This window comes from Stenotrophomonas maltophilia group sp. Smal12, from assembly GCF_037079935.1.
GTDB lineage: Bacteria > Pseudomonadota > Gammaproteobacteria > Xanthomonadales > Xanthomonadaceae > Stenotrophomonas > Stenotrophomonas sepilia.
In genome coordinates this window covers 1-17488 of the sequence record NZ_JBAWUK010000069.1, presented here as the reverse complement: position 1 = coordinate 17488, position 17488 = coordinate 1, and the positions used below count along the sequence as shown (strand labels likewise).

21 protein-coding genes are annotated in these 17488 nt (G+C 68.0%); 12 read left to right on the top strand and 9 right to left on the bottom strand.

Annotated elements, in window-relative coordinates:
* From WDC87_RS20260 to rnfB, 5 genes are all read left to right on the top strand, one after another.
* A partial coding sequence (locus tag WDC87_RS20260; protein WP_156476642.1) for an IS3 family transposase occupies window positions 1–96 on the top strand: 96 nt, incomplete at its 5' end.
* Window positions 97–409: 313 nt separating this feature from the next.
* Window positions 410–853: a DUF2147 domain-containing protein gene (locus tag WDC87_RS20255; protein ID WP_049415741.1), complete on the top strand. Its 444-nt coding sequence runs from the start codon at window positions 410–412 to the stop codon at window positions 851–853.
* A gap of 100 nt (window positions 854–953) precedes the next feature.
* A complete protein-coding gene (gene metG / locus WDC87_RS20250) occupies window positions 954–3026 on the top strand; it encodes a methionine--tRNA ligase (RefSeq protein ID WP_252744421.1) in 2073 nt (690 codons plus the stop codon).
* Window positions 3027–3104: 78 nt separating this feature from the next.
* Window positions 3105–3695, top strand: coding sequence for an HAD family hydrolase (locus tag WDC87_RS20245; RefSeq protein WP_072169112.1), 591 nt, complete (start codon window positions 3105–3107; stop codon window positions 3693–3695).
* Between the two features lie 24 nt (window positions 3696–3719).
* Complete coding sequence (gene rnfB, locus WDC87_RS20240) at window positions 3720–4133, top strand: Rnf electron transport complex subunit RnfB (protein WP_061480619.1); 414 nt, start codon at window positions 3720–3722, stop codon at window positions 4131–4133.
* A gap of 50 nt (window positions 4134–4183) precedes the next feature.
* Here rnfB and WDC87_RS20235 read toward each other — a convergent pair whose 3' ends face one another.
* Entirely contained in the window at window positions 4184–4531 is a 348-nt protein-coding gene (locus WDC87_RS20235; protein ID WP_005418155.1) for a RidA family protein, read from the bottom strand.
* A gap of 193 nt (window positions 4532–4724) precedes the next feature.
* Between WDC87_RS20235 and mprF the strand changes: the two genes are divergently transcribed.
* Window positions 4725–7289 carry a bifunctional lysylphosphatidylglycerol flippase/synthetase MprF gene (mprF, locus tag WDC87_RS20230; protein WP_252744420.1) on the top strand — a complete coding sequence of 855 codons (2565 nt, stop codon included), beginning with the start codon at window positions 4725–4727 and terminating at the stop codon, window positions 7287–7289.
* 95 nt (window positions 7290–7384) lie between these two features.
* Here mprF and WDC87_RS20225 read toward each other — a convergent pair whose 3' ends face one another.
* The 4 genes from WDC87_RS20225 to WDC87_RS20210 all read right to left on the bottom strand — a co-directional run bounded on the left by WDC87_RS20225 (window position 7385) and on the right by WDC87_RS20210 (window position 10249).
* Window positions 7385–8731 (bottom strand): AcvB/VirJ family lysyl-phosphatidylglycerol hydrolase, encoded by a 1347-nt coding sequence (locus WDC87_RS20225; RefSeq protein WP_072169110.1) that lies wholly within the window; start codon window positions 8729–8731, stop codon window positions 7385–7387.
* Window positions 8732–8809: 78 nt separating this feature from the next.
* The gene (locus WDC87_RS20220) at window positions 8810–9427 is read right to left on the bottom strand and encodes a DUF998 domain-containing protein (RefSeq protein ID WP_111200931.1); all 618 of its coding nucleotides are present in this window, start codon (window positions 9425–9427) and stop codon (window positions 8810–8812) included.
* Entirely contained in the window at window positions 9424–9597 is a 174-nt protein-coding gene (locus WDC87_RS20215; protein WP_061480629.1) for an oxidoreductase-like domain-containing protein, read from the bottom strand. Before WDC87_RS20215 ends, WDC87_RS20220 begins: the two co-directional genes overlap by 4 nt.
* Window positions 9598–9646: 49 nt before the next feature.
* Entirely contained in the window at window positions 9647–10249 is a 603-nt protein-coding gene (locus WDC87_RS20210) for a hypothetical protein (RefSeq protein WP_180884552.1), read from the bottom strand.
* 229 nt (window positions 10250–10478) lie between these two features.
* Here WDC87_RS20210 and WDC87_RS20205 point away from each other — a divergent pair, with 229 nt between their 5' ends.
* Window positions 10479–11630, top strand: a complete 1152-nt coding sequence (locus WDC87_RS20205; protein WP_252744418.1) for a transglutaminase domain-containing protein — start codon at window positions 10479–10481, stop codon at window positions 11628–11630.
* A 7-nt stretch (window positions 11631–11637) separates the two neighbouring features.
* Here WDC87_RS20205 and WDC87_RS20200 read toward each other — a convergent pair whose 3' ends face one another.
* Window positions 11638–11973, bottom strand: coding sequence for a zinc ribbon domain-containing protein YjdM (locus WDC87_RS20200; protein WP_010482882.1), 336 nt, complete (start codon window positions 11971–11973; stop codon window positions 11638–11640).
* 179 nt (window positions 11974–12152) lie between these two features.
* On the opposite strand from WDC87_RS20200, the gene WDC87_RS20195 reads away from it, so the two are divergent.
* The 3 genes from WDC87_RS20195 to WDC87_RS20185 all read left to right on the top strand — a co-directional run bounded on the left by WDC87_RS20195 (window position 12153) and on the right by WDC87_RS20185 (window position 14231).
* A complete protein-coding gene (locus WDC87_RS20195) occupies window positions 12153–13514 on the top strand; it encodes an Hsp70 family protein (RefSeq protein ID WP_061480625.1) in 1362 nt (453 codons plus the stop codon).
* 229 nt (window positions 13515–13743) lie between these two features.
* A complete protein-coding gene (locus tag WDC87_RS20190) occupies window positions 13744–14037 on the top strand; it encodes a YkgJ family cysteine cluster protein (protein ID WP_072169117.1) in 294 nt (97 codons plus the stop codon).
* 11 nt (window positions 14038–14048) lie between these two features.
* The gene (locus tag WDC87_RS20185; protein ID WP_005410566.1) at window positions 14049–14231 is read left to right on the top strand and encodes a hypothetical protein; all 183 of its coding nucleotides are present in this window, start codon (window positions 14049–14051) and stop codon (window positions 14229–14231) included.
* 49 nt (window positions 14232–14280) lie between these two features.
* On the opposite strand, the gene WDC87_RS20180 is transcribed toward WDC87_RS20185, so the two are convergent.
* Genes WDC87_RS20180 through WDC87_RS20170 form a run of 3 tightly spaced genes read right to left on the bottom strand, consistent with a single transcriptional unit; the run spans window position 14281 to window position 16282 of the window.
* A complete protein-coding gene (locus WDC87_RS20180) occupies window positions 14281–15162 on the bottom strand; it encodes a DUF4097 family beta strand repeat-containing protein (protein ID WP_252744417.1) in 882 nt (293 codons plus the stop codon).
* Between the two features lie 11 nt (window positions 15163–15173).
* Window positions 15174–15707 (bottom strand): hypothetical protein, encoded by a 534-nt coding sequence (locus WDC87_RS20175; RefSeq protein WP_252744416.1) that lies wholly within the window; start codon window positions 15705–15707, stop codon window positions 15174–15176.
* The gene (locus WDC87_RS20170; protein WP_005418173.1) at window positions 15704–16282 is read right to left on the bottom strand and encodes a sigma-70 family RNA polymerase sigma factor; all 579 of its coding nucleotides are present in this window, start codon (window positions 16280–16282) and stop codon (window positions 15704–15706) included. The genes WDC87_RS20175 and WDC87_RS20170 overlap by 4 nt, the downstream gene beginning before the upstream one ends.
* A 126-nt stretch (window positions 16283–16408) precedes the next feature.
* Here WDC87_RS20170 and WDC87_RS20165 point away from each other — a divergent pair, with 126 nt between their 5' ends.
* Window positions 16409–16588, top strand: coding sequence for a hypothetical protein (locus WDC87_RS20165; RefSeq protein ID WP_005418175.1), 180 nt, complete (start codon window positions 16409–16411; stop codon window positions 16586–16588).
* A 35-nt stretch (window positions 16589–16623) separates the two neighbouring features.
* Window positions 16624–17217, top strand: coding sequence for a mechanosensitive ion channel family protein (locus WDC87_RS20160; RefSeq protein WP_005418176.1), 594 nt, complete (start codon window positions 16624–16626; stop codon window positions 17215–17217).
* Window positions 17218–17488: the final 271 nt, after the last annotated feature.

Sequence of the window (17488 nt, the reverse complement as noted above, 5' to 3'; positions counted from 1 at the left end):
GAGTACATCAAGTACTACAACCAAGAGCGAATCAGATTGAAATTGAAGGGGCTAAGCCCGGTAAAGTACCGGGAACAGGCCCAAGCAGCCGCCTGACCCCACCGTCCAAGTCTCGGGGGTCACTTCAGGGTGAGGGCGCTTTGCTTGCGAAGCACTGCTTCGCAAGCGCCCGAACGCCCAGCCGCCAGCGGCTGGGCCGGACCGCGGAGCGGAGTTTACGGCGTGTCCTGCCCACCCACACCGCCCCGCCATCCCACGGAATCCCGCCGTTGAGGTTGCCGGCCAGCGGCCGGCACTACCGCGGGTGCAGGGCGCAACCCTGCAACGCCCCCCTTCCCCATACTCCGCCGAATGGGTATACAGTCGACCCATGCCGGCACCGTGCCGGAATGAACCCTGGGAGGGGACCATGCGCAAGACCTTCAAGACCCTGCTGCTGGCATTGCCGCTGTGCCTGGCCGCGCTCTCGGCGCAGGCCGCCGACGGCGCCGCCGGCCGCTGGAAGACCATCGACGACAAGACCGGGAAGGTGAAGTCGATCGTCGAGATCACCCAGGCCCCCAACGGCACGCTGACCGGCAAGGTGGTCGACATCCTGCACTCGGACAAGGGCCCGAACCCGGTCTGTGACGGCTGTGAAGGCGCCAACAGGAACAAGCCGGTGAAGGGCATGACCATCCTCTGGAACCTGAAGGCCGACGGCGCCAACAAGTGGTCCGGCGGCACCATCCTCGACCCGGCCAACGGCAAGACCTACAAGTCGAAGATGGAACTGCAGCCCGGCGGCACCCGGCTGGACGTGTCCGGCTGCATCGCCTTCATCTGCCGCGCGCAGACCTGGCAGCGCGAATAAGCGCCCCGCACCTGCTTCAACCCCGTGACCCGGCCCCGGCCGGGTCACGTCGTTGCGGGCATGCGATACTCTGCGGTTCCCCTCGGATCCACCCGCGACCATGACCCGTACCGCGCTCGTCACCACCGCCCTGCCCTACGCCAACGGCCCGCTGCACCTGGGCCATCTGGTCGGCTACATCCAGGCTGACATCTGGGTACGTGCGCGGCGAATGAGCGGCGGCAGGACCTGGTTCGTCTGCGCCGATGACACCCACGGCACGCCGATCATGCTGGCCGCGGAAAAGGCCGGGGTCACCCCGGAAACCTTCATCGCCAACATCCAGGCCAGCCACGAACGTGACTTCGCCGCCTTCGGCGTGGCCTTCGACCACTACGACTCGACCAATTCGGCGGCCAACAAGGCGTTGACCGAGCAGTTCTACCTGAAGCTGGAAGCGGCCGGCCACATCAGCCGCCGTTCGGTCGCGCAGTTCTACGACCCGGCCAAGGGCATGTTCCTGCCCGACCGCTACGTCAAGGGCATCTGTCCGAACTGTGGCAGTGCCGACCAGTACGGCGACAACTGCGAAGTCTGCGGCGCGACCTATGCACCGACCGACCTGAAGGAGCCGCGTTCGGTCATCTCCGGCGCCACGCCGGAAATGCGCGATTCGGAGCACTTCTTCTTCGAGGTGGGCCACTTCGATGCGTTCCTGCGCGAGTGGCTGGCCGGCGATGTCGCCCTGCCGGGCGTGAAGGCCAAGCTGGGCGAGTGGCTCAATGCCGAAGGCGGCCTGCGCGCGTGGGACATCTCGCGCGATGCGCCGTACTTCGGTTTCCAGATTCCCGGCCAGCCGGGCAAGTACTTCTATGTCTGGCTGGACGCACCGATCGGCTACCTGTCCAGCTTCCAGACCCTGTGCGGCAGGATCGGTGAGGACTTCGAAGCGCACCTGCGTGCCGGCACCGCCACCGAACTGCACCACTTCATCGGCAAGGACATCGTCAACTTCCACGGGCTGTTCTGGCCGGCGGTGCTGCACGGAACCGGCCACCGCGCGCCGACCCGCCTGCACGTCAACGGCTACCTGACCGTGGACGGCGCCAAGATGAGCAAGTCGCGCGGCACCTTCGTGATGGCCCGTACCTTCCTCGATGCTGGCCTGGAGCCGGAAGCGCTGCGCTACTACTACGCCGCCAAGTCCGGCGGTGGCGTCGACGATCTCGACCTGAACCTGGGTGACTTCATCGCCCGCGTCAACGCCGACCTGGTCGGCAAGTTCGTCAACCTGGCCAGCCGCTGCGCCGGCTTCATCAGCAAGCGCTTCGACGGCCAGCTGGCCGCGCAGCTCCCCGATGCGGCGCAGTACCAGCGCTTCGTGGATGGCCTGGCGCCGATCCGTGAAGCCTACGAGCGCAACGACCCGGCCGCGGCGATCCGCTTGACCATGACCCTGGCCGACGAAGCCAACCGCTACATCGACGACGTCAAGCCGTGGGTCATCGCCAAGCAGGAAGGCGCCGATGCGCAGCTGCAGGCCGTGTGCAGCCAGGGCCTGAACCTGTTCCGCGTGCTGGTCACCGCCCTGAAGCCGGTGCTGCCGGCCACCGCCGCGCAGGCCGAGGCCTTCCTCGCCGCGCCGGTGAATGACTGGACCGAGCTGGCGCAACCGCTGCTGGGACACCGCATCACCGAGTACACCCCGCTGTTCACCCGTATTGACCCGAAGAAGATTGACGCCATGATCGACGCCTCCAAGGACACCCTGCAGCCGGCGGCTGCCGCTGCCCCCGCCGCCAAGCCGGCCGCCCCGGCTCCGGCCCCGGCCAAGGACGAAGCAAAGAGCGCCGACGCCCCGGCCTACATCGGCATCGACGATTTCGCCAAGCTCGACCTGCGCATCGGCAAGGTGCTGGTCTGCGAGTTCGTGGAAGGTTCGGACAAGCTGCTGCGCTTCGAACTGGACGCCGGCGAGCTGGGCAAGCGCCAGATCTTCTCCGGCATCCGTGGCAGCTACGGCGAACCGGAGAAGCTGGTGGGCCGCAGCGTGGTGTTCATCGCCAACCTGGCCCCGCGCAAGATGCGCTTCGGCCTGAGCGAAGGCATGATCCTGTCGGCCGGCTTCGACGGTGGCGCACTGGCGCTGCTGGACGCCGACAGCGGCGCGCAGCCGGGCATGCCGGTCCGCTGATGCCTGCAGCGGGCGTGGTTACGTCCACGCCCGCCGGCAGCTCCGGCCCCGGGACGCAACGCGATGGGAAGCAACGCAATGGAACTGGCGCTGTTCGACTTCGACCACACCGTGACCACCTGCGATACCTATGGCCGCTTCCTGCGCCGCGTGGCCACCGCCGAACAGCTGGCACAGGCATGGTGGAAAGTCGGGCCGTGGCTGGCCGCGTACAGGCTGAAGCTGATCTCGGCCGAACGCATCCGCGCCCGCGTCACCCGCCTGACCTTCAGTGACCGCCACAGCGATGACATCGCCACGCTGGCCGCAGGCTTCTCGCGCGAGTTCCTGCCCGACGTGGTGCGCCCGGAAATGCTGGAGCAGATCCGTTGGCACAAGGAACAGCAGCACACCGTCGTGATCGTGTCCGGCTCGCTGGACCTGTACCTGAAGCCCTGGTGCGAACAGTTGGGCCTGCAGCTGATCTGCAACCGGCTGGAAAGCCGCGACGGCCGCCTGACCGGTCGCTATGCCGACGGCGACTGCGGCCCGCGCAAGGTCGAGCACATCCGCCGCCAGTTCGATCTGTCGCGCTACGTGCGCATCCATGCCTACGGTGACAGTTCCGAAGACAGGCCGATGCTGGCGCTGGCCCACGAGCGCTGGTTCCGCGGCAAGCCCCTGAAATAACCCAACGCGCAGCCTCCGCCACGCATGAGCCTGATCCCGCCCCTGACCGAACGCCTCGACCGCCTGCTGCCGCAGACCCAATGCGGGCAATGCGGCTATGACGGCTGCCGCCCGTACGCGCAGGCAATGGCACGTGGCGAGGCGGGTGTGGACCGCTGCCCGCCGGGTGGCGACGCCGGTGCACGGGCGTTGGCGCAGGTGCTGGGCGTACCGGCGATTCCGTTCGATCGTTCGCGCGGCGAGCACAAGGCGGCCCAAGTGGCGTTGATCGTCGAAGCCGACTGCATCGGCTGCACCAAGTGCATCCAGGCCTGCCCGGTGGACGCCATCGTCGGCGGCGCCAAGTACATGCACACGGTCATTGCCGACCTGTGCACCGGCTGCGAGCTGTGCATCCCGCCGTGCCCGGTGGACTGCATCGAGCTGCTGCCCCTGTAACAGGGGTCAGATCCCTTTCCGCAGGAAAGGGACCTGCCCCCATCCCGCAGTTACGGCACCGCTGCCGTCACCACGATCTCGACCTTCCACTCGGCGTGGGCGAGCTTGGCTTCGAAGGTTGCGCGGGCCGGGGTCGCGCCCTCGACCACCCATTCGTCCCACGCCTTGTTCATGCCGTCGAAGTCGGCGATGTCGGCCAGGAACACTTCCGCACGCAGCACGTGCTGGCGATCGCTGGCGACCAGCGCCAGCAGCTTGTCGATCTCCGCCAGCACCTGCCGGGTCTGGCCGGTGATGTCCTGGCTGGTGTCTTCCGGAATCTGGCCGGAGAGGTAGGCGACCTTGTTGTACACGGTCATTTCGGACATGCGCGGTCCGACGTCGTAACGCTCCATCATGGGCGTGGCTCCTGCGGGTGATCAGGCCCGCATTGTCCTCCAATCCGGTCAACGGTGGGTGCACGGGTCCCCCGCGCGAGACGTCACTACCGGGCTCCGACACATCCGCTGGTCAAATGGCGGTGACAGGCGCACGATGCGCCACGCCCCGCGTTGACACCGCACTCGCCCCTCCTGACGCACCCTTGCGCCGATGACCGCAGCCACCAACCCCGCCGCCGCTTCCTCCACCCCGGCATGGAAGCGGGTCCTCACCATTGTCGTTCCCCTGCTGATCCTGTCGCTGGCCCTGCATGGCCTGGCCAATGAATTCGATGAGCACGGCTACCGCGCCATCCGCCAGGCATTCCGCCAGCTCAGTGGCCTGCAGATCACGCTCACCGTGATGCTCGGCCTGGCCAGCTACGCCTGCCTGATCGGCTTCGATGCCATCGGCCTGCGCCGCAGCGGCATCCGCGTGCATCCGGCACGCATCGGCATCACCGCCTTCCTTGCGCATACACTGGGCCAGACCGTGGGCTTTGCCGCGCTGACCGGCGGCGCAGTGCGCCTGCGTGGCTACCGCAGCGCCGGCCTGGATCTGGCGCAGATCGGCCAGGTGGTGCTGATGAGCACGCTCGGTTTCGTATTCGGTGCGTGGCTGTTGATCAGCGTGGCGCTCTGCATGGAACCGGCAGCAGCGGCGTTGGCATTGCCACTGAATCCCGATGCCGTGCGCATCGTCGGCATCGTCGCCCTGCTCGCCTATCTGGGTACCGTGCTGCTGGTCGGTCGCGATGGACGGCAGTTCAGCGTGTTCGGCCATGCGCTGTGGCTACCCGACCGCCGCACCATGCTCGGCGTCACCGTGCTCAGCGTGATCGAGCTGGTGCTGGCCAGCGCCGCGTTCTATGTGCTGCTGCCGGACTCGACACCCACCGGCCTGCCCGGCTTCGTCGGCCTGTACCTCGTCGCGGTACTGGCCGGCCTGGTCTCGACCGTGCCGGCCGGCCTGGGCGTGTTCGAATGGAGCCTGTTGAAGCTGTTGCCCCAGGTGGCACCGGCGGCGGTGCTGGCGGCCGCGTTGATCTACCGCGTGACCTATTACGTACTACCGCTGGTGCTGGCCACGTTGCTCGCCCTTGCGCCCGCGCTGCGCCAGCCGCTGCAGGCCAGTGCCGGGGCAACCCGCGCCGGCTGGAACGCACTGCGCCCGTGGTTGCCGCAGATCATCGCGCTGGCGGTGTTCAGCATCGGCGCCGCGCTGGTCATCGATGGCACGCTGCCCACGCCACGCCGGCACCTGGTGAACGCCTCGCTGCCGATCCTGGAAACCTCGCACCTGATCGGCAGCCTCAGTGGTGTCGCGCTGCTGCTGATCGGACAGGGCCTGGCCCGGCGCAGCCACGCGGCGTGGATGCTGGCGATGGCGGTGTGCGTGGTCACCCCGCTGCCGCTGTGGCTGCGCGGTGGCCAACCGTTGATCGCCGTCTCGGCGGTGCTGGTGGCGATGGCGCTGTGGGCCGCGCGCCGCGAGTTCTACCGCCAGGGTGCGCTGCTGGATGAAGCCTGGTCGTGGCCGTGGCTGCGTAACCTGGGCCTGGTGCTGGTGGCAGTGACCTGGCTGCTGTTCTTCACCTACAGCCATGTCGAATACCAGAACGAGCTGTGGTGGCAGTTCGCGGTCTCCGGCAACGCACCGCGCGCGTTGCGCGCGTTGCTGGTGGTGGCCATCGCGCTGGTGATGTTCGGCCTGGCGCGGCTGCTGCACAGCACCCGCAGCCCGCTGCCGGCCGCCGACGAGGCCACGCTGCAATCACTGGCGCCGGTATTGGCCGGCGCCACCGATACCCAGGCCTGCCTGGTGCTGACCGCTGACAAGGCAGTGCTGCGCGATGAAGCGAAACTGGGCTTCGTGATGATGCAGCGCTATGGAGGTTCGCTGATCGCGATGGGCGACCCGGTCGGCCCGCCGGACGTCGCCCGCGCATTGATCTGGCGCTTCCGCGAGGAAGCCGACCGCCTCGGCCTGCGCCCCGTCTTCTACCAGGTCGGCGAGTCCTACTGGCAGACCTACCTTGACCTCGGCCTGGGGCTGGTCAAGCTGGGCGAAGAAGCGATGGTGCCGCTGCATGATTTCGGCCTGGAAGGGCGCGAGCGCGCCGACCTGCGCCAGGCCTGGAACCGGGGCAAGCGGGGTGGCCTGTCCTTCCGCGTGGCGCCCGTGGAGGAAGTTCCCAGCCTGCTGCCGCGCCTGCACGCGATCTCCAACGCATGGCTGGAAGACAAGGCCGGCGACGAAAAGGGCTTCTCGCTCGGCAGCTACGACCCGGATTACCTGGTGCGCTTCCCGGTGGCGCTGGTCGAGGCCGAAGGCCAGATCGTGGCCTTCGCCAACCTGTGGCAGGCACCGGCAGGCGCCGAGCTGTCGGTGGACCTGATGCGCCACGTCAGCGAAGCACCGAAGGGCACGATGGACTTCCTCTTCATCGAGCTGTTCCTGTGGGGCCGCGCACAGGGCTATGCACGTTTCTCGCTGGGCATGGCGCCGCTTTCCGGGCTGGCACAGCATCGTCTGGCTGGCCGCTGGAACCGGCTGGCCGGCCTGCTGGCGCGGCATGGCGAACGTTTCTACGGGTTCAGTGGCCTGCGCCGCTTCAAGTCGAAGTTCGATCCGCAGTGGCGGCCACGCTATCTCGCCGCGCCTGGCGGCATGCACCTGCCGGCGGCGCTGCTGGACGCCACGCGCCTGATCTCTCTGGACCCGCGGCGCAACTGACGACCCGCACCACCCGGCAGGTGTCGACCTTGGTCGACACGCCAGCGCCGACCAAGGTCGGCATTTTCCAGCACGCTGGCCAGCGTGGCCCGGCGCTACGCCCCGCCCTTGAGGATCACCTCGGCCAGCCGATCATAGTCACCGCCGAAATGGTGGTCGCCCGGCAGCTTCACCCGCTTCACGCCGTCATTGGCCGGCAGGTCCGGGCACAGTGCGTCCTCGTCCTTGTCGCCGTATACGCACAGGGTTTTTTCCGCCGGCAGCCTGGCCACCTCCGGTGCGATCGGCAGGCCATCGCCGCCACCGCCCAGCCAGTTGCTGACGTGGAACTCGAAGTCGGCCTTCCTGCCCACCGACAGCAGCACGATACGATCCAACGCTGCGCGGGTATCGGCGTCGAGCTGGTTGATGGTCGCCGGCAGCACGTCGGCACCCTGCGAGAAGCCGATCAGCATTACCTTGTCGCGGTGCCACTGCTGGCGGTAGTGGTCGATGATCTTCTGCAGGTCAGCGGCGAAGCCCTTCGGCGTGCGCTCGCTCCAGAAGTAGCGCAGCGAGTCGATGCCGACCACGGCCACGCCGTGCTCGTTGAGCGACGACGCCACGTCCTTGTCCAGGCCGGCCCAGCCGCCATCGCCGGACACGAACACGGCCAGCGTGTCACCGTTGCCACTCGCCGGCACTTCCACTATCGGCAGGTCCTTCAGCGCTGCCGGTGGCGGTGCCAGGCTGACACCTGCCTGCGCACCGATCACGCGCGCCGCGGCGACCAGACCCGGCGACGCATCACCGCGCGCGGTGCGCTTGAATTCGCGCGCCATCGCCACCTGCTGCACGAACTGGCTGGCCTCGCCCACCTTGCAGCCGTGATCGCCAGCGGCACTCAACCACGGAAAATTCAGTTCGGCGGGCTGCAGCGTGTTGTGCTTCACACCATCGCCGCAGACCATGCGCTCATGGTTGTGGTCCGGGCAGAAGCCGGTGGTCAGCAGGCCGGCAAACACCTGGGTGTCGGCCTGCGCCGCGAGCGAATAGGCCATCTCGGCACCCTCGCCGTCACCGCCGACCAGCGGCAGGTGGTAGCCGGGCAGATGCAGGGACGCCTGCAGCCAGCGCGAGAAGTTCTCGACGTCACCGGCGCCGAACGAGCAGGTCGGATCACCCTCGCGCTTGAGCACCCCGCGCAGGTGCGCGATGTCCACAGCGGCAACCATGGCGCCGTCGGCACGCAGGGCTTCGATCGGCAGGCGGCTGGTGTCACCCCCTGGGGTGGGCTCGTGGAACCAGATCACCACCCGCTGCGGCGTGCCGGCCGGCATGTGCACCGGAATCTGCTCGAACCGCCCGTGGCTGAACTGCTGCACGTTGGCCGCCGCCATTGCCGGCAGCGCCGCCAGCGCCAGAACCACACCCATTGCCCTGCCCAGCCCTGCACGCTTCATATCGCATCCCCGATGGAATGCGCACACGATACGCCGCCACCGCGTGCACGGCACGTACCGGTGCAGGCCGTTGGCGATTCAGTCGGCCGTGGTACGCCGACTGCGCCGGTACAGTGCCAGCGCCAGGTACAGCAGCCAGCCTACGATCACCACGATCACGACCTTCTGCCCCAACCCGCGCGGCGGCCCGCCACGCCACAGCACATGCAGCCACAACAGTACGAACGCCAGCCAGGCCCAGCCCCACAGCAGGCCTGCGGCGGACTGCCAACCCGGTTCGCGGCGCAGGTACCAGGCCTGCAGCAGCATGCCGACGCTGGCACACAGGAACGCGGTGTTGGCCGCCAGCCCATGGATGAACGGTGCCAGCAGCGGCGTCGCTTCCGGCAGCCAGCTGTCACCGATGGCGACCGTGGCCAGGCCCAGTGCCGAGACAGTGAACAGCAGCGGCGCCGCCGCGCTGCGCCGCGGGCCGATGCTGCCCCGGTAGAGGCTGATGCCGAGCAGGGCGATCGCCAATGCCAGCAGGCAGTAGGCCGCGCGCAATGCCAGCCCCCACGGCCCGTGCAGGTAGAGGCTGAGCGTGGCCCGCACCCAGTCCAGATCGGTGCGTGCGAACTGGGTCCACAGCGCGGTGGCCACGAACAGCAGCAGCGCCGCCAGCGCCAGCAGTGCCGCTGGGCGCGCGCGGCTCATGCGGACGCCTCCGGGTGCCGCGCCAGCCATTCGGCCAACGCCTTGCGATAGCGCTGCAGCTCGTCGGCATACAGGTCCAGCACGCACAGCGGGCAACCGCTGCCGCAGCATTCGTTCGGACCGGGCTCTTCCGGCGGCAACGGGCGGGGATCGGGATCAGGGACAGACACGGTTGGAAGCGGCAATCGGTGGAAACAGGCCCCAGTGTACCGGGCTGGTTCAGTGGCCCAGCTGCCGGCGCAGGTTGTCGCGCGCGGCCGCATCGAGTCGCTGGTGGAAGAATTCGCTGAGGAAGATGCGCGGTGCACGCAGCAGGCCCTGCAGGAAACGGCGGCGGCCGGCGCGATACAGGAAGCCCGGCACCACGCCCTTGTACTCTTCGGCCACGCCGCGGTCATAGGCGCTGAACACCGGTTCCGGCGCGGCCAGGATCGCCATGTCGCAGTCCAGGAACAACGCGGCCTCGGCATCGACATCGTCCGGGCCGAGCTCGCCATGGCGGGCAGTCAGCAGGATCAGCTGCTCGACCCGGGCCGCGTCGACCGTGGCAAGTTCCGGTGCCTGCGCGATCGCCTGCAGGGCCAGCTGCGCCGAACGCGCCTCGTTGTCCTTTCGCCCCGCCACATAGATCGCATCGTGGTAGAGCGCGGCCAGGTAGACCTCGGCCGGCTGCTGCCAGCCTGGACCGTCGGCAACCTCCTGGCAGTGCTGCAGCACCGCACGCACGTGGCCGAAGTGATGGTAGGCACGTGGTGGCGTCGCATAGCTGTCCTGCAGCGCCTGCCACTGCGCCGGAGCGAGCGTCAGCGGGGAGAAGTCCATGACCGGATCATCCCGCCTGCGCCGGTGGCGGGCAAGCTGGCCATTTTTTCACCACACCCTCACAACGCCCTTCGCACGGGACCCCAACGCGGTTGTCCACAGCTTTGTCGAGCGCTGGTCCACACCGGCTGTGGATGAACGCGCGGACCGACCAGCGGTCACTGCAGGGGTGCGCGCACAAGTCTACACTCGCCTCAGGCGGGAGCGCCCGCCGCTGCCGGGAGCCGTCATGTACCGTCCTGCCGCCCGATCCGTTCTACTCGCACTGGCCGCATTGGCGGCACCCTCCGCGATCGCCCTGAACCCTGACGCGAACGAAGCCCCTGCGCTCACTGCCAGCACCGCCGCGTCGACGATTCCGACGCCGCAGCAGGTGTTCGCGATTCCACCGGCCATGCTCGATATGCTGCACACCCAGGTGACCCGTCGCAGCTATTCGCGCGAGCAGCGCCTGCAGGCGCTGGTGGAGATGATCTTCGACCGCCATGGCATGGACCTGCAGTACGACGCCGACGCGACCCTTACCGTCAGCGAGATCTGGCAGCAGCGACGCGCCAACTGCCTGGCCTTTACCCTGATGTTCGTCGCGCTGGCACGCGAAGCCGGCATCCAGGCGCGCGTGCAGGAGGTCGGCCAGGTGGTGTCGTGGTACCAGGACCAGGCCCAGGGCCTGGTCTACAGCGTAGGCCACGTCAATGCCGGGGTCGGCTTCGCCGGCCGCTTCGCCACCGTCGATCTGGATCGCAATGTGCTGTACGACCGCCGAGGGCCGCTGCCGATCAGCCAGGCGCGGGCGTTGGCGCACTTCTACAACAATCGCGGTGCCGAACGCATGGCCAGCGGCGACCTGGCGGGCGCACGTACCTTCTTCGATACCGCGCTGGCGCAGGACGACAGCTTCGCTGCCACCTGGAACAACCTGGGCGTGCTGGAAAATCGCACGGGCGATACCGCCGCCGCGCGACGGGCACTGGAAAGGGCGCTGCGACTGGACGGCCGCCAGGATGCTGCACTCACCAACGCCAGCGCCCTCTACCGCAAGCTCGGCATGATTGCGCAGGCCCAAGCACTGGAGCAGCGGCTGCAATCGGTGCAGCGCGAAGACCCGTTCGCGCAGTACATGCTCGGTGCCGAGGCCGAACGCGCCGGGCAACTGCAGCAGGCGATCCGCTATTACCGGCAGGCCGTGCGCCTGTACGACACCGCGCACCAGTTCCACTTCGGGCTGGCGCGGGTCTATTTCCTGGCGGGCCAGCTCAAGCACGCTGCTCGTGAGCTGCTGCGTGCACAGGAACTGGGCGGGGCGCCGCAGCAGGCGCGCTACCAGGCCAAGCTGGACAGCCTGGCCCGCTGGCGCGCACGGCAGCAGGCCAGGCGCTGAAGGCCGGTCAGGCCTTCTTGAGGAAGCAGGTCTTCAGGACCAGGCCCTTGATCTTGTCCGAATTGCCTTCGATGTGCTCGGCATCGTCCTCGACCAAGCGGATGTTGCGGATCACGGTGCCCTGCTTGAGCGGGATCGAGGAGCCCTTCACCTTCAGGTCCTTGATCACGGTGACGGTGTCACCGGCCTGCAGGGTATTGCCGTTGCTGTCACGCACGACCAGGGTCGAACCGGCACTTTCCTCGGCGGTCCATTCGAAGCCGCAGTCGGCGCAGATCCACAGCGCGCCATCGGCGTAGGTGTTTTCCAGGGTGCACTGCGGGCAGGCGGGGGCAGAAGACATCAGCAAGTACCTCAAAGTGAATCAACAGCCGCCATTGTAACCGCCCGGCTCCCCTGGCCTTTTCCGGGCAGTACGCCGCGACCTCCTTGACCCGGCCCGGAACAGGAAACCGCGGGACCTTGCAGTCGGCGGCGAACTGCAGCAGAGTGCGCGGCCCCTGATCGCCCCCGGAACTCCCCATGCGCCTCGGCATCGACTTCGGTACCAGCAACTCCGCCGCCGCCATCGTGCATGAAGGGAAGCTGCTGCCGATCCGCTTCGGCGACGCCGAGCAGTTCCGGACCAGCGTGTACTTCCCCGGCGTGGTTCCCGACCCGGATGACTTCCAGCTCGATGACGGCCAGGAGCACCAGCTGCAGCAGATGATCGACAGCGCTGCGCGTGCGGCGCGCGCCGCCGGCCAGGAACGCACGCCGCAGGCGCTGCGCCGCGAAGCCCTGCGCGCGCTGCGCCGGGAATGGATGGAAGCCCGTGCCGGCAAGGAACGCAGTGCCAGCGACCTGCTGCAGAATGCGGTCTACGGTGACGAAGCGCTGGAAGCCTATTTCGAGGAACACGAAGGCAACCTGGTGCAGAGCCCGAAATCGATGCTCGGCTACAACCTGCACCCACGCGCCAAGCAGACCATCACCGGCATCGCCGCGCACATCCTCGAGCACATCCGCCTGACCGCCAGCGCCCAGCTCGGCCAGCCGCTGCGAGCGGCCCTGCTCGGGCGTCCGGTGCAGTTCCGCAGCTCGATCGGTGCGGCCGGCAATGACCAGGCGCTGGACATCCTGCGCGAAGCCGCCAGCCAGGCCGGTTTCGACCAGATCGATTTCCTCGAGGAACCGGCTGCGGCGGCCATGCACTATCACGCCGAAAGCCGCGAACGGCACCAGGCCGTGATCGTCGACATCGGCGGCGGTACCACCGATATCGCCCACGCCGAAGTCGGCGGCGACGACGCCCCGCGCATCCACCGCGCCTGGGGCATCGCCCGCGGCGGTACCGACATCGACCTGGCGCTTAGCCTGTCCAGCTACATGCCGCTGTTCGGCCGCGGCATCACCCGCGTGCCCGCCCACCACTACGTAGAAGCGGCCACCGTGCAGGACATGACCCGCCAGCGCGACTTCCGCCAGCACAAGTATGACCATGTCGACAATCCGTGGGGCGCGCGCCTGCAGGCCCTGCAGGACACCGGCAATACCGCCCGCCTGTACCGCGATGTCGAGCGCGCCAAGATCGCCCTCAGCGCCGCCAGCGAACATCGCAGCACGCTGGACTACATCGCCCGCGACCTGCATGCCGACAGCAGCGCCGACGGCCTGGCCGCAGCCGCCCATGGTTATCTGGAGCAGCTCCGGGAGCTGCTGGCCCAGGTCCGCAGCGACATCGGCGGCGACCCGGACGCGGTGTTCCTGACCGGCGGCATGTCCCGCGCCGGGTATCTGCGCCAAGCCGTTGCGGAGGCCTTCCCGGGCGCCCGCATGGTCCACGGCGAGCCCTCGCTGGGCGTGGTCCAGGGCCTTGCGCTGGCGGCAGCCAGCCAGGATTAACAAAACGTTACGCGATCCAAGTTACTCTTGGTCGGCTAGAACCCTGCTGTACCTTCCACCGTCCACGCCGGTGTGTGTCCACGGTGCAGCCTGGCCCGCCCTGCGGGCCTAGCGGCCATGCCTTCCTGGCTCGTTCATGGTCCGCGTACCACCGGAGCCGCCATCGAGACCCGCTTTGGGCACCCGCCAGGCCCCTGAGGCCTTACAACCTGACGCAGCACATGCACCCATCGACTGCCGCCGTTGTGACGCGGTCTGTTGCCGGCTGCCCGTGTTGCTGCAGTCCGGCGACCACGTGCCCGGCCAGTTCCTGTCACGCGACACCCACGGCCGTGCCGTGATGGCGCGCAACGAGGAAGGCTGGTGTGCGGCGATCGATCCCTATCACCTGCGCTGCACGATCTATTCGCAGCGCCCGGCGATCTGCCGCCAGTTCTCGATGGGCGGCAGTGACTGCCGCCGCGAGCGGCAGGACTACCTGCGCCAGGCTGATGCCTGGGCGCTTTCCTCCCCTTCCACCTGACAGGAGCAACCATGCCCCGCAAGGCAAAGACCCCCGCGAAGGCCAGCAACAGCATCCGCAGCGAACGCAAGGGCGCGGCCGCCAGCACCGTGGTCAGCAGCGATTCGATCGCTTCGGACCTGGCAGCGTTCCGCAAGGCCGGTGGCAAGATCGAAGTCCTCGGCACCACCTGGGCGCTGAAGAAAGCCAGCTGACCCAGTAGCGACCGCGGCGGCGCTGCCGCCGCGGCCTGCCGGATCGCGCTCAGCGATCCAGGCTTACCCGAACACTGCCCGAATGCGACTGGATGCGGATATCACCGTCGCCGCTGCCCAGCCGCGTATCAAGATGGCTGCCGGGGCCGTAGCGCGGCCGCTCCACCTGGCCAGCATCGCTGTTGATCGACCCGCTGAAGCTGTTCACCGACAGCTGCGCCGAGACGGCGCGCGGCAGGCGCAGGTTGACCGACGCACTCACCGATTCGACATTGATCCGGCCACCCGGCACCAGCCCGGCAGCCGACAGGTCAATGCTGCCCGATACGGTTTCCACCGCCAGCCGCTGCACCCGCCCGGCATCGACCTCGACCCGGCCGGATACCGTCTGTGCACCGATGTCACCGGACACGCCGCCACCGGCTTCGATGCGGCCGCTGACCGTGTTCACATCCAGCTTCGGGGTCTGCAGGCGCGCGCTGACACCGCCACTGACCGTATTGAGCTTGCTGTCGCCGCTGCGACCGGAGGCGCTGAGGCTGCCGCTGACGGTGTCGGCCTGCAGGCGGCGCACGTCGATGCCACTGATGTCCTGGCTGGCACTGACCGTGCTCAGCAGCAGTTCCACCGAGCGCGGCACGTTCAGCACCAGCGTTGCGCCGCCGTTGTTGCTGCGACGCGGATACTCGATCTCCCAGCGGACGCGGTTGGCACTCTTTTCCTGGCGCAGCTGCAGGCCATCACTGAGCGTACCGGTGAGCTGCACGTCGTTGCGGTCCCAGCCACGCACGGTCACCTTGCCGGCCACGTTGCTCAGTTCGATGCGGCCGCCGGCGGCCAGGTTGTGGCGTTCGTCGATCCGGGTGTCAGCCAGGGCCACCGCGGGCAGCAGCAACAGCGCGGCGCAGCAGGTCATCAGGGTTCGTGTCATCGGGGGTCTCCTCAGGTCGTCAGGCCGGACTCGGCGGCATAGGCCGCCTGCCGGGTCAGTTCCAGCCGCAGCGCATAGGTACGCTTGAGCTGACCAAGCAGGTGAGGCGCACGTGGGTCCTGCGCCAGCGCGGCCTGGATCTGTGCCGCGCTTTCATCCAGTTCGTGCAGCGCCGGCTGCCATTCCGGTGCCCGGCCTGCGGGCAGCGAGGCCACCGCCTGCCGGTACTGCTCGGTCATCGCCGCAGCCTGCAACTGCAGCGCGGACGGCACCGGTATATCCGGCTGCGCATGCCGCCAAGGGGCCACGGCGTAGATCGCCAGGCTGGCAGCCAGGGCAGCGCCGGCCGGCAACCACCCGCGGCGCCGCGAACGCGTTGCCAGGGCCACCACGTTGCCCGTTGGCGCAGGTGCTGCCTCTGGTTCACGCGGCGGCAGCCGCGCGGACAGGCGTGCCCAGCCATCGGCCGGTACATCGCGCTCGTTCGGCAGCGCGCGCAGCCGGGCCAGCAGATCGTGATCGCAATCGTGTTCGTGTGTACTCATGTCATGTCTCCCAGCCGTGCGCGCAGCAGGCCGCGCGCACGATGCAGCTGTGCCTTTGAACTGCCGACGGCCATCTGCAGCTGCTCGGCGATTTCCTGGTGCTTCCAGCCTTCGATGTCGTGCAGTACCAGTACCGCACGCGCCCTCGGAGGCAGCGTCGCGAGTGCGCGCTCCAGGTCGCGCTCGGTACCGGCACAACGGTCGTGCACCGCCAGCTCCTGCAGGCCGCCGTCGACCTCCTCCAGACTGTCGTGGTCCTGCCCGGCGGCGCGCCCGCGCAGTTCCATCAGTGCAGCGTTGACGCCCAACCGGTGCAACCAGGTCGACAGGCTGCTTTCGAACCGGAACCCCGGCAGCGCCTTCCATGCCTGCAGGAACGCTTCCTGCAGGGCATCCTCGGCACGCGCCTGCTGGCCCCCGCACAGGCGCCACAGTACGGCGAACACGCGCGGCGCATGGCGCCGGTACAGCAGTTCGTAGGCCGCAGTGTCACCGGCGGCGGCCGCCCGCACCAGGGCGGGTTCGTCGACAGGGGCGTGGGCGGCAGGCGGCGCTGGCATGGTGGTGTCGAGCATATCGCTTGGATGCGGCGCCCCGGAAAAAGGTTTAGAGCCGATCGCCGATCAAGGCCATGCAACCTTTTCGACGATGGCTGCATCCATGGAAGGTCATTCGAGAAAACACCTCCAGGGAGTTCCGCCATGTCCAGCTCGTCCTGCGCCGCCCTGCTGGTAATCGTCGCTTGCGTCGTGCTGCAGGCATCGGGCCTGTCCTTGCGGTTGTGCCCCGACAACGGCCGCGCCTGCCTGCAGCAGCATCGACAGGAGCTGGTCTGCCTGGCGTGGTCGCCGATGGTCGAAACCCCGGCACGCGCCGGGTAACATCGAGGCCGTTCCCGCCACCTGTTTTCGCCCCCATGATGTTGTCGCTGAAGGATCACCTGCCGGCCTGGAGCCACCCATGGCTGAACTACGCGGGCGTGGCCCTGCAGATCGTGCTGGTGCTGCTGGTCGCCTGGCTGCTGCGGGTACTGGCCCGTCGCCTGATCCGGCGCTTTGCCGAGCACTACACGCTGCCACCTGAAATGGTGATGGGCGCGCGCCGGATCACCAGTTTCGTGGTCTATTTCAGCGCCCTGCTGTATATCCTCAGCCTGCTCGGCGCGAAGCCTTCAGTGCTGTGGACCGCGTTCACCGGCTTCGCCGCCGTGGGCGCAGTGGCCTTCTTCGCGGCCTGGAGCGTGCTCTCCAACATCTTCTGCACGTTGCTGATCTTCACCACTCGCCCGTTCCGCCTGCATGACTACATCGAAGTGCTGGAGAACGGCGAGAAGCCGGGCCTGAAAGGCCGGGTGATCGACGTGAACCTGATCTACACCACACTGCAGGAAACCGGCGACGGCCACGAAGGCACGGTGCTGCAGTTGCCGAACAACCTGTTCTTCCAGCGCACGGTGCGCCGCTGGCGTGACCCGGCGCAGGCGCCCGGCGGCATCCAGGGCGACGGCTGAGGGTAGTTTTCGGCAGGGCTGCGCCCTGCACCTGCAGAGGCCGAAGCCGAAGCAAGATCAAGAGCGGCATTCCGTGGGATGGCGGGGCGGTGTGGGTGGTCAGGACACGCCGTAAACCCATCCATGGGGGCTCGATGGCGCCATCCATGGCGCCAACGGTCCTGCCCACCCACACCGCCCCACCTCTGACAGATTCCGCGCGCTGTTGGTGGGTGCCGACCGTTGGTCGGCACATCTGTCAGATATCGATAGTCAGAATTGGATCCGACCC